Source organism: Stenotrophomonas sp. SI-NJAU-1, assembly GCF_020883215.1.
In the GTDB taxonomy this organism is placed as follows: domain Bacteria; phylum Pseudomonadota; class Gammaproteobacteria; order Xanthomonadales; family Xanthomonadaceae; genus Stenotrophomonas; species Stenotrophomonas indicatrix.
This window is the reverse complement of sequence record NZ_CP086598.1, coordinates 645380-656167: the sequence shown is the minus strand read 5'-3', so window position 1 is coordinate 656167 and position 10788 is coordinate 645380. Positions and strand designations below refer to the sequence as shown.

At 67.1% G+C, this 10788-nt stretch carries 8 protein-coding genes; all 8 read right to left on the bottom strand.

Features of this window, described 5'->3' with window-relative positions; translation table 11 throughout:
• Entirely contained in the window at nucleotides 1-2373 is a 2373-nt protein-coding gene (gene bcsB / locus LMF57_RS02880; protein WP_229290745.1) for a cellulose biosynthesis cyclic di-GMP-binding regulatory protein BcsB, read from the bottom strand.
• Nucleotides 2370-4994, bottom strand: a complete 2625-nt coding sequence (bcsA, locus tag LMF57_RS02875) for a UDP-forming cellulose synthase catalytic subunit (RefSeq protein ID WP_229290742.1) — start codon at nucleotides 4992-4994, stop codon at nucleotides 2370-2372. The genes bcsB and bcsA overlap by 4 nt, the downstream gene beginning before the upstream one ends.
• Nucleotides 4991-5746 (bottom strand): cellulose biosynthesis protein BcsQ, encoded by a 756-nt coding sequence (bcsQ, locus tag LMF57_RS02870; RefSeq protein WP_117309510.1) that lies wholly within the window; start codon nucleotides 5744-5746, stop codon nucleotides 4991-4993. Before bcsQ ends, bcsA begins: the two co-directional genes overlap by 4 nt.
• The gene (gene bcsR, locus LMF57_RS02865) at nucleotides 5743-5922 is read right to left on the bottom strand and encodes a cellulose biosynthesis protein BcsR (RefSeq protein WP_117309509.1); all 180 of its coding nucleotides are present in this window, start codon (nucleotides 5920-5922) and stop codon (nucleotides 5743-5745) included. The genes bcsQ and bcsR overlap by 4 nt, the downstream gene beginning before the upstream one ends.
• Nucleotides 5922-7550 carry a cellulose biosynthesis protein BcsG gene (gene bcsG, locus LMF57_RS02860; protein ID WP_132825980.1) on the bottom strand — a complete coding sequence of 543 codons (1629 nt, stop codon included), beginning with the start codon at nucleotides 7548-7550 and terminating at the stop codon, nucleotides 5922-5924. Before bcsG ends, bcsR begins: the two co-directional genes overlap by 1 nt.
• Complete coding sequence (gene bcsF, locus LMF57_RS02855; protein WP_025876682.1) at nucleotides 7547-7726, bottom strand: cellulose biosynthesis protein BcsF; 180 nt, start codon at nucleotides 7724-7726, stop codon at nucleotides 7547-7549. Before bcsF ends, bcsG begins: the two co-directional genes overlap by 4 nt.
• Nucleotides 7723-9261 carry a BcsE family c-di-GMP-binding protein gene (locus LMF57_RS02850; protein WP_132825981.1) on the bottom strand — a complete coding sequence of 513 codons (1539 nt, stop codon included), beginning with the start codon at nucleotides 9259-9261 and terminating at the stop codon, nucleotides 7723-7725. Before LMF57_RS02850 ends, bcsF begins: the two co-directional genes overlap by 4 nt.
• A 321-nt stretch (nucleotides 9262-9582) precedes the next feature.
• Complete coding sequence (gene pncB / locus LMF57_RS02845; protein ID WP_117309506.1) at nucleotides 9583-10782, bottom strand: nicotinate phosphoribosyltransferase; 1200 nt, start codon at nucleotides 10780-10782, stop codon at nucleotides 9583-9585.
• Between the last annotated feature and the right edge of the window lie 6 nt (nucleotides 10783-10788).

Here is a 10788-nt window from a genome sequence, read left to right as displayed (position 1 = left end):
TCAGTGCCCCGGATCCAGCCGCTTGGCTGCCACCCAGCGCAGCACACGCCAGAACAGGAATGCCACCATCAGCACCACCACCGTGGCCAGCACCGCCAGCAGTGCCGGATGGTCGGCCAGGTGGTACCAGAGCAGCAGCCACCACGGCAGCGCGCCAACGTAGTAATGGTCGCCGACGAACTGGCTGTGGATGCCCGAACTGCGCAGGATCGCCACCGAACCGGCGATCGCCTGGCGCTTGCCGGTATCGCTGAGGGCGTCGTCGAGCAGGCCGTAGTCGGCGGCATTGCTGGCCGCCAGCGAGACGATGCTGCGCTGCGCATGATGCGGCGACTGCAGGCCGATGATCGCCGCGAAGGGCGCTTCGGCGGTGACCGCCACCTGGGTAACTGCCGGATCACCGGCACGGCTGCCGCGACGGGCCTGCTCCATCGCCAGCTGCGGCGACGGTGACTGGCCATTGAGCAGGCGCGTGCGCTGGTCATCGATCAGCAGCGACAACTGATCGCTGCCGCGCAGCTCTGCCGGCATTGCACCCAGCATCAGCAGGTCGGCATCCAGTGCGCTGGCCTGCTTCCAGTCGTCGGACAGGCGCAGGCCATAGGCCGGGTACCCCGTCTGTACGCCCAGGCCGCCCACCAGGTTCAACAGCAGGCTGACCTGCGACTCGCTTGCCGTTGCCGGCACCAGCACCACCGTCTCGGACAGATCGGCCATGCGGCTGAAGGGGAAACCGCTGAGCGCGAATGCAGACAGGTCCGGCAGGCCCATGTAGTGGTGGAAACCGGAGAAGTCGATGGTCGAATCTTCTTCGATCGCCGCCTGCAGGTTCGGCGGCAGCACGGTCTGGCAGTGGTCGCGCTGGGCACTGCCCATCACGCTGGCAAAGTTGAAATCAAAGCGCAGCTGGTTGCGGTCACCCAGCTTGAGCGAGGGAATCAGCAGGCGACCGTCGTCGGCACCGGCGTCGCCGGCCAGCACCGGCAGGCGGATTTCCTCCAGGCCCTGCTTGCCGTTGCGGCGTACCAGCGGGAAGCTGGAAATGAACTGGTCGTTGATCGCTACGCCCAATCGTGATTCATCGCTGCCGAACGGTGGCGTGTAGCGGTAACGCAGGTTCAGCGGAATGCCCTGGTTGCGCCAGATGAAAAGATCCGGCGGCAGGTTGAGGTTGACCGTGATCGGCTGCGGCGACACGCCGTTGGCGTGCAGCTGCTGCGGGTAGTCGAGCAGTTCGGCCAGGCGCACGGCCCGGTCGGTGCGCACCCAGTTCGGTGCATCGTACGGCTTGCGCGGGGCCAACGGTTTGACCTCGTCGATGCTGACCTGGCGGCCACGGAACAACGCGTTGCCCGCCGCCATCGCCGCCACCGCCTTCTGCAGATCGTCATCGTTGCGGCCCAGCACCAGCAGCAGCTTGCGCTGCGGATCCTCCGGCAGCGCCATCAGTTCCACCACTGGGCCCTTCACCGGTGCATGGTTGGCGATCACCGGCGGGAACTTGCCATTGACTGCCAGCACCACGGCATGGCCCTGCGCCGGCAGTTGGCCGAAGCTGACCGGGAAGCGCGCCTGCCGCCACCAGCCGGCCAGGCTGCCGAAGTAAGAGGCCATCACCGCACCGGCGCGTTGCTGGGCCAGCGTCGGTGCGGCACCGAACACCACCGGCAGCTCCAGGCGCGCGGTGTCGCGCGGATCGAAGAACGGCAACGGGAAGTTGGCCAGGTCATCCTGCATCGCCAGCAACTGTCCGCCCAGGCGCAAGGTGCTGTTGCTGGACAGGTTCACCCACAGCGAACTGTGGGTGGGCTCTTCGCAGATGTCGGTGTAATGGCCGACAAACTCCAGCCGCACCTGGTTGAAGTCTGCGATCAGGCGCGCATCCAGCGGCAGCTTGGCCTGCACCGGGCGGCCAAGCTGCTCGTTGCTGATCGGCACCACGCCCATCAACGCATCGTTGAGATAGACCCGCAGGTGCGACAGGGTCGGCAGCAGCGACGGCGACGGTGTGAAGCTCAGGTCCAGTTCGGCCTCGCGCGCGAGCCGGTCGCGGCGCACCTGGAATTCGAAGGTGGTCGCGTTGCGCACGCCCGACAACAGCGTGTCCTGGCGACGACCCAACTGGGCGAAGGTACTTTCGCGTTGCCAGGGCCAGGCACTACCCGCCCAGGTCTGCGGCAGTGCAGCTTCACTGCGCTGCGCAGGAACCGCTGCAGCCGCCACCGGGGTCGGTACGGCGACCTGGGCAGCCGGTGCGTCCGGGGTGGAACCGGTGGTCGGCATGCGTGCCGGGGCCGGCGCACTGTTGCCCGAGGCCACAGGCAAGGCCAGCAGAGGCAGCAGCAGCCAGCGCAGAGAGGACGGAATGCTCATGGACGAAGCCCTGGATCAGCGGCTGGGTCAGCCGGGTGGGATGGAAGCGGACGTTGCGGGGCGAAACTGGCCAGCCAGCGCAGCAGGCGACGGTTCCAGTGCGCGGGACGGTCAAGGTCGAACGGAGTGAAGTCGCCCATCCGCCGGTAACCGCGCCAACCCAGCACCAGCACGCTCCACAGGCTGCGTGGCAGGCTCTTGGGCTGGTAGCCGGCGTGCCAGTCGAGCCACGCATCGGCGCGGGCGAAGGTGCACTGGGCAAATTCCACGCGCTGGCGTTCATTCTCGAACGTCAACAGCAGGCCGAGGCGATGGCCAACGCTGCGCTGCACCCGTGCGGGGAACGCAAACTCGCGGCGGCCCCGGCCCAGCAGCACCTGCACCGGTTGCCCCTCAAGCAGCTGCGGGTCGTCGCCCAGCTCGATGCCGACACCGTCGTTGGAGTAATCCTGCATGACGCCACGCAGGCGGCGACCATCGGGAACCTGCAGGGCCATCGGCAAGCGTGTCGTCACGCGATGGGTGCGGCGCACCTGCTGCACCTCGGCGGCCACGGCCAGCGCGCCACCGATGATCAGCAGGTTGTACAGCACCCACAGCGAGCTGACGACCACGGTACCGCGTTCATCAGCCGGGCCGTGCATGAAGCGCCAGACCGCAAAGCACAGGCCCAGCACGTTCAACAGTGCCAGCACCAGGTATGGCCGTGCCACACGCCAGTCGAAACGGTCACCGGCCTGGGTGCCGCCCTTGTCGGTGACGTTGAACTTGCCGCGCCGCGGGCTGAACAACGCGATGGTGGTCGGCCGTGCGATGTACCAGGCCAGCACGGTCTCGTAGACCTCGCCCCAGAAGGGCCGCCGATACTTGCCCTGGATGCGTGCGTTGGTAAGGCTGGCGTGGGCCATGTGCGGCACCACGAACAACAGGATGGCCAGCGCTGGCGCATAGATGATGTAGACGTGCAGCAGCAGGAACGCCAGCGGCGCGGTGAGGAACACCAGACGTGGAATGCCGGCGAGGAAGTGCAGCATCGCATTGGCGTAGCAGAAGCGCTGGAACAGGCTCAGGCCCTTGCCGATCAGCGGATTGTCGATGCGGAAGATCTGCACCATGCCGCGCGCCCAGCGGATGCGCTGGTTGACATGCGCTCCCAGGCTGTCGGTGGCCAGGCCAGCCGCCTGCGGGATACGCAGGTACGCCGAGTTCCAGCCGTTGCGGTGCAGGCGCAGCGCAGTATGCGCATCTTCGGTGACGGTCTCGGTGGCAAAGCCGCCAATGGCATCGATCGCCTCGCGGCGCAGCACCGCGCAGGAACCACAGAAGAAGGCCGCGTTCCACAGGTCGTTGCCATCCTGCACCAGACCGTAGAACAGCTCGCCCTCGTTGGGGTCGCTGCGGAATACCTGCAGGTTGCGCTCGAACGGATCGGCCGAGAAGAAGTGGTGCGGCGTCTGTACCAGCGCCAGCTTCGGGTCGCGCAGGAACCAGCCGCACGAGACCTGCAGGAACGAACGCACCGGCAGATGATCACTGTCGAAGATCGCCACCAGTTCGCCATCGATCAGGGTCAGGGCGTGGTTGAGGTTGCCCGCCTTGGCGTGTCGGTTGTCGGTGCGGGTGATGTAGTTCACTCCGGTACGTTCGGCGAAGGCGCGGAACTCTTCGCGCCTGCCGTCGTCGAGAATGTGGATGCGCAGCTTGTCGGCCGGCCAGTCCAGGCCCATTGCCGCGTACACGGTGTGCCGCACCAGGGCCAGGTCTTCGTTGTAGGTGGGAATGAGCACATCCACCGTCGGCCACTGCTGGACATCGGCGGGCAGCGGCGCCGGGCGACGGCGCAGCGGCCAGGCCACCTGCACATACCCCAGCATCAGCACCAGCCACGAGTAGGTTTCCGCAGCCAACAGCACCAGCCCGCAGATCAGGTCGAAGGTGCTGTTCCAGTTCAACGTGGCCGTATAGCGCCACCACAGGTAGCGGCAGGACACGGTGATCGACAGCACCACCAGCACCAGGGTGGCGTAGCGCCCCTGCATGCGCCGCACCAGCAGGGCGATGACCCACAGCAGCAGCACGAACACGAACTGCGCGAAGTAGGTGAACGGCTGGGTGATGCACAGCACGGCCAGGCCCAGCGTGACCAGGCCGACCAGGAAGGTCAGCAGATTGCGCGTACGCGGCGACAGCCCCTGCAGGCGCTGGCTGATCCAGGCCATGAAGCGGCTGTTCCAGACCTCGTTGGGTGCATCGCGCATTGCGCGCACGTAGCGCAGGTGGCCACGCCCGGCGGCGCCGCGCAGCTCGGCGATGCGTTGCCGGCGCGCGCGCGCCAAGCGTTGCCGGCGCTGCGAAGGGCGCGGCACCAGGCGCACGATCGACAACCAGAGCGCCTGGATCAGCAAGCGGATCGGGTCGCCGGGGCGCCAGCGACGGTCACCCTGCAACTGCGGGAAGGCGCTGCGCAGGCGCGGTGCCAATGCCTGCCAGGACGGGGCTTCCAGGCGCAGGAACGCCCAGCCGATGGCCTGCAGCAGCCATAGCACCAGGCAGGTCGCCCACGGCGCATGGACCCGATCACGCAGGCGGCTCCAATGCAGGTAATAGACCCGCGCGCTCATCGGTGCGCGCCCTCCGCCTGCCGCCGGGCCGACTCGGCCAGGCACCACAGCGCCAGACCATCGATATCAGCGGCGGCCAGCGAATCGGCCGCATAGCGGCCCAGCGGCTGCTTGCTGGCCAACGCCGCCGGTACCCGCGCATCCTCATGCAACGGTTGCGGCAACAGGAGCGCAGCATGCGAGTGCAACCACAACTGCATCAGGTCGCGCTGTACCGGCACGGCAGGATCGTAGCGGTTGGCCAGCACACGGCGTACGTCGTCACTGTGCCGTTGCAGCACCACATGGTTGGCCGGATCGACACAGGCCAGGCGAAGCGGCAAGGTGCAAGCAGCATGCTGGTTGATCGCGGCCACGTGGGCCGGCAGCCGCTGTGGCAGGTCGAACATCACCCAGTCGAACTGCGCTGCCAACAGCGGCATGCGTTCGGCCCAGGTTGCCGGCGCAGCCTGCAGCTGCTGCTCAATGTGCAGTGCCTCGGCGTCATCGACGCGGCCATAAGGAAGCACGGCCAGGCCCGGCGCACAGGCAAAGGCCGCCGCGCGCCAGTCGCCTCCGTCAAGCTGGGCGCGCGCCCAACCGCCCGCTTCCTTCGCGGGCAGGCCCAGGTGCAGGCCCAGCATCTGGTCCGGGCTGCATTCGACCAGCAGCACGCGCTGGCCCTGCGCGTGCAGGGCCTGGCCCAGCGCCGCCAGCACGGTGGTTACCCCGGTGCCGCCATGCACGCCCTGCAGAGACAACAGGGTGCTCATGGCTGCTGCTCCAGTTCCGCCAGCAGCGGCCAGCGTGCCAACGCGTGCGCGCGCTCGCGCTGCGCCGAAAAGTCCACGTAGGGCATCTCCGGCATGTTCAGGCTGCGCCGCAGCAGGTCGATGTCGTCTTCCTCGACCGACAGCGTAGTGGGCACCGCGAGGATGTCGGCAGCCATCAGCGTTTGTCCTCGGGGTAAGGGCTCCAGGCCTGGCTGCCCTGCAACTGCAGCCACGGCTTGCCGTCGTAGTCGATGACCTTGGCACCTTCGTTCTCGGAAACCGATGGCGTCCGTGGCAGCCCCTTCAGCAGGCTGTCCCAGTCACGGTCGGCAGGCGGGGACTGCGCGTTGAGCGCGTAGACCCGTGCCACCAGTTCGGAGATGGCCAGGTAGCTGCTCGGTTCGGGAATGTGGCGCGGGCCACCGGCAGCAGGTGCCCCCATGCCGACCAGCTTCACGCCTACCGGCACGTGGGTGATCGACGGGCTGGGGATTTCACGCATGCCCGGGATCTGCATGCGATCGCCGTGCAGTGCGGCACCGTGTTCGGGTACCACCACGATCATGGCGCGGCGCCCACTCTTCTCCACCGCGTCGACGAAGCCGGCCATGTCACCGAGCACCATCTGCGCACGCGCCTTGTAGTCGGCAGCGTTGGCACGACCATCGGCGCCGACGATGCGGTTGCCGTCGTGCAGCGAGATCGTGTTGTAGAACAGCGCGACCTGCTGGGTTGACTCGGCCTGGCGTTGCTTGAACCAGCTGTTCAGCACGTCGCCATCGCGACGCAACGGTGACTTGTCGAACGCCACCAGCGCGCGCGGCAGTGGATTGATGTCCATCGGCTTGGCCTGCAGGCCACCGTACTTGGACAGCTCGCCGATGAAATCGTCGAAGTGGCCGTCGTGATTCATGGCCAGCTCGCTCTGGAAGCCGAGGCGCTGCAGGTTGGAGAACAGCTGGCACTCGGCCGGTACCGGATCGAACAGCGCCGTGTGCGAAGTCTGCCCGCAGCTGGCGCGCAGCAGGCGGATGGCCGCCGGCCCGCTGTAGGCGGTTGCCGAATTGAAATCGTCGAAGACCACGTCCATGCGGTCGAGCAGATTGTTCTGGCGCAGTCCTACTTCGTCCAGGTCGCTCCAGGCCAGCGAACAGATGTTGAGGATGATGACGTCGAACGGCGCGCCGCTGGCCGGCGCCGGGAAGGCCGTCTTCAAACTCGACTGCTGCTGGTAGAAGCTTGCCAGCCAGGCGTTGAGATTGTCGTTGCTGGCCGGTGCCAGCGGCGCGCGGCCGCCGCCCGTATTGCCCGTGGCAGCCACGGCCTGGCCCTGTCGCGCGACCAGGTCTGCCGGCAGCGGCAGCGCGACCACCGCCATGCCGAGCATGCCCAGCACGCTTAGGGTGGTGATGCGCAGCCACGGTTTCAGCAGGTAATAGCCCACCAGCAGCAGGGCCAGCACCGCCACCATCTGCCAGTTGATGAAGCGCTGGGCCAGCTCCAGCCAGTAGTCGGCAGAGAAATCGAGCACGCCCGGCTGCGCCAGCAATCGCTGGAAGGGCGGCCACCAGGTGTCGTGGTAGTACAGCGCCACGCCCACGGGAACAGCCACCACCGTGCGCGCGATGCGCGCCCAGCGCCAGCGCAGCGGCACCAGCAGCGCGCCCAGGAACAGCAGATTGGGCAGGATCTTCAGGTCCAGCGCGCCCATCCAGGCCAGCACCACCTTGGACAGGAAATACAGGTTCCAGCCGCGCAGGTCGGCCCAGGCGAACGGCGATGCGGGCAGCGCCTGCGGACTCATGCCGGCCTCCGCGGTGCACGCTGGCGCACACCCGCCCGGCGCAGGTGGCGCGGCGGCAACCACCCGCCGACGCGGCGGCGCAGGCCGCGCCACAGCACGCCCAGCATCGCGCCGAACGGAATCATCAATACCGCGCAGGCGACGATCAACGTCCACAGCTGCTGGTCGGTGGTCATGCGTCGTCTCCGAGCCGCAACGGTGTGGGTGTGGCGAAGGGCGTTGCGACGATCGTGGCAGCCGCAGCTGCCGCCGGTTCCACAGGCGGCGGCAGCAGCTCGGTGTCCGGATCGCTGCCGCTGGCATTCATCGCCGCGATATCGTATTCGGCCAACCGCTGGTAACCATCGAACAGCTCGCGCCAGGGCAGGCGGAACAGATTGCCCAGCGCCTGTTCGATGGCATCGCGGCGACAACCGAACAGGAACAGCCGAACTTGCCCGCGGTACACGCAGGCGAGGTCGCCCTGGCGGCGGATGCGCAGCTGCTGCAGCGTCTGCTCGGCGCGCAGCCCCGCCACCGGCTGGAGTGCCAGTACCGCACTTTCCACGGCGCTGCCGTCCTGGTCGATGCGTTCACTGGCGATCTGGCGGAACCGCGATGCGCTGACCTGGCCACTGATCGACGGCGGCCGGTGCGCACGGATCAACGGTTCCGGATCGTCAGCCAACTGTCCCTGCCAACGCTGCCGCTGCACGGTGTCCAGCAAGGTCAGCAGGCGAGGCAACGGAGTATGGGCAGGCACCACCAGACTGCCACCGCACTGCAGCAGCAGCCGCTCGTCGGCGTAGCGCAGGCAGGGCTGCAGTTCGCGCACCACCAGCTTCACAGCATCGCCGCGCTCACGCCGCAGGCGATGCAGCAACCGCGCCAGGGCATCGACCTGCGCGTTTTCGCTGATGGCCACCACCACCGTGGCCTCGCGTGCCTGCAGCGCGGCTGGCATCAGCCCAGCCCAGCCCTCATACAGGCGCCAGGCCGACGACAACGGCGGGGCACCTTCCAGCACATCGGTCTGGGCCAGGAACAGGTCGCGGTCGCTGCCGCCCTCCCCGGCCACCGACTGTACTTCGACCTCGGGGTCGACCACGCGCTGCAAACGCTGACCGACCTGCTCCACGGTGAAGGCACGTTGTGCGACGACCCCATGGCTGTTGGTCCAGTAATGCAGCAGCAGCTGCAATGCACCGCGGTGCGGATGCAACTGGGCCACGCCGGCACAGCTCCGGTTCAAGGGCAGCAGACGTGGCGCGACCGTGGCCACCTCTCCGTGGCACAGCAGCAACAGAACCTGCGCAGCCTGCTGCGCCCATTGCTGCAGGTGCTGGCACCAGCGCGACAAGCGCGCATCGTCCCAGCCGTCCAGCGCGGCCACCGGGAACTGCACAACGGCCATGCGTGTTGTCGCGCCCGATGCCCGGGGCAGGTCCCCGGCAAGGCCGCGCAGGGTCTGCTGCATGCCCTGGTGCGAACACTGGAACATGCGCACCCGTGCAGGGCCCTGTTCGGGGGTCAGCAGAGACAACATCGGCTCGACGCCGCGCCCCAGCGTCGCCAGCACTACGTCATCCAGATCGCCCGCACCGATCAATGCGCTGGCGCCGAGCAGATCGGCCGGTGCGCTGCCGGCGGCAACCACCCAGTACACGCTGCCACCGCGCATTTCGACGAATTCGGCCGGCATGCCGGCAATGGCAAGTTGGGGCGCCGTCACGCGCAGCTCTCTTCAGCGGCCATGGGCACGCTCACCGGCAGACATGCAGGGGAACGCAGCAGCGAAGGACGTTCGTCCGATCACACGCGCCACACTCATCAGTGCGGTGGTCCGGCGCCTCACCCAGCGCCTTGACCACCGGTCCCATCGTGATTGCTTCAGGACCGGAAACGGAAAGAACCTTCACCGCAGAACTCCCTCAAGGCCTGCTAAACATCCTGTCGCCAGATCGTAAGCGATTCTGTGAATTTCAGCCACACAAATGTGATATGCATCACAAACTACGCCACGGGCGTCGATCGCAGCCGATGACGTAGCGCGTCACTTTGTGACGGCAGGTCTCTCTTCCGCTGGCAGCTCGAACACCTGACGCAGGTAGGACAGGTAGCCCGGGTCGTCGCACATGCTCTTGCCCGGCGAGTCACTGAGCTTGGCCACCGGCTGGCCATTGCAGCGGACCATCTTGATGACGATGTTGAGCGGGGTGGGCCCCAGATCGTTGGTCAGGTGGGTGCCCACGCCGAACGCCACCTGGCAGCGGCCACGGAAGTAGTCGTACAGGCGCATCACCTTGGTGATGTCGAGCCCATCGCTGAACACCAGCACCTTGCTGCGCGGGTCGACCCGGCGCAGCTGGAAGTGGGCCAGCATGCGGTCGCCCCAGTCGAACGGGTCGCCCGAATCATGGCGCACGCCGTCGAACAGCTTGCAGAAATACATGTCGAAGTCGCGCAGGAACGCGTCCAGCCCGACCACGTCGGACAGGGCGATGCCAAGGTCACCGCGGTACTCGCGCGCCCACGATTCCAGCGCCGCCACCTGCGAATCGCGCAGGCGCGGGCCCAGTGCCTGGAACGCCTGCAGGTATTCGTGGGCCATGGTGCCGTGTGGCGTCATGCCATACAGGCGCGCGAAGTGCACGTTGCTGGTGCCGACCAGCTGCGGGCCCAGCGCATCGCGCAGCAGCGGCAGCAGGCGTGCATGCCAGTCGCGCGAGTAGCGGCGGCGGCTGCCATAGTCGGCGATGCGGCACTGTTCGAAGCCGGGGGTATCGCGCAGCAGCGCGGCCTTGGCCTGCAGGCGGCGTTCGCCTTCGGCGAAATCGGCCGTGGTGGTGTTGCGGAACCACACTTCGTTGATGATCGCCAGCAACGGCACTTCGAACAGGATGGTGTGCAACCACGGACCGGTGATGTCCAGTTCGATCTCGCCGGGCACCGTCTTCGACGCGCGCAGCTGGATGTACTTGCGGTCCAGGTGGAACAGGCCGAGGAAGTCGGCGAAATCGGGTTTCACGAAGCGCAGGCCACGCATGTAATCCAGCTCTTCATTGCTGAAGCGCAGGCTGCACAGGTGGTCGATCTCCTCATCGATCTGGTCGATGTAGCGGGCCAGTTCGATACCGGGGGTGCGGCATTTGAAACGGTATTGAACCTGCGCGCCGGGGTGCTGGTGCAGCACCGCCTGCATCATGGTGAACTTGTACAGGTCGGTGTCGAGCAGGGACTGGATGATAGGCATGGGGGA

What these genes read in the sequence shown, in the direction of transcription:
- bcsB (WP_229290745.1), bottom strand. Translation starts at nt 2,373, where the DNA reads ATGAGCATTCCGTCCTCTCTGCGCTGGCTGCTGCTGCCTCTGCTGGCC.
- bcsA (WP_229290742.1), bottom strand. Translation starts at nt 4,994, where the DNA reads ATGAGCGCGCGGGTCTATTACCTGCATTGGAGCCGCCTGCGTGATCGG.
- bcsQ (WP_117309510.1), bottom strand. Translation starts at nt 5,746, where the DNA reads ATGAGCACCCTGTTGTCTCTGCAGGGCGTGCATGGCGGCACCGGGGTA.
- bcsR (WP_117309509.1), bottom strand. Translation starts at nt 5,922, where the DNA reads ATGGCTGCCGACATCCTCGCGGTGCCCACTACGCTGTCGGTCGAGGAA.
- bcsG (WP_132825980.1), bottom strand. Translation starts at nt 7,550, where the DNA reads ATGAGTCCGCAGGCGCTGCCCGCATCGCCGTTCGCCTGGGCCGACCTG.
- bcsF (WP_025876682.1), bottom strand. Translation starts at nt 7,726, where the DNA reads ATGACCACCGACCAGCAGCTGTGGACGTTGATCGTCGCCTGCGCGGTA.
- pncB (WP_117309506.1), bottom strand. Translation starts at nt 10,782, where the DNA reads ATGCCTATCATCCAGTCCCTGCTCGACACCGACCTGTACAAGTTCACC.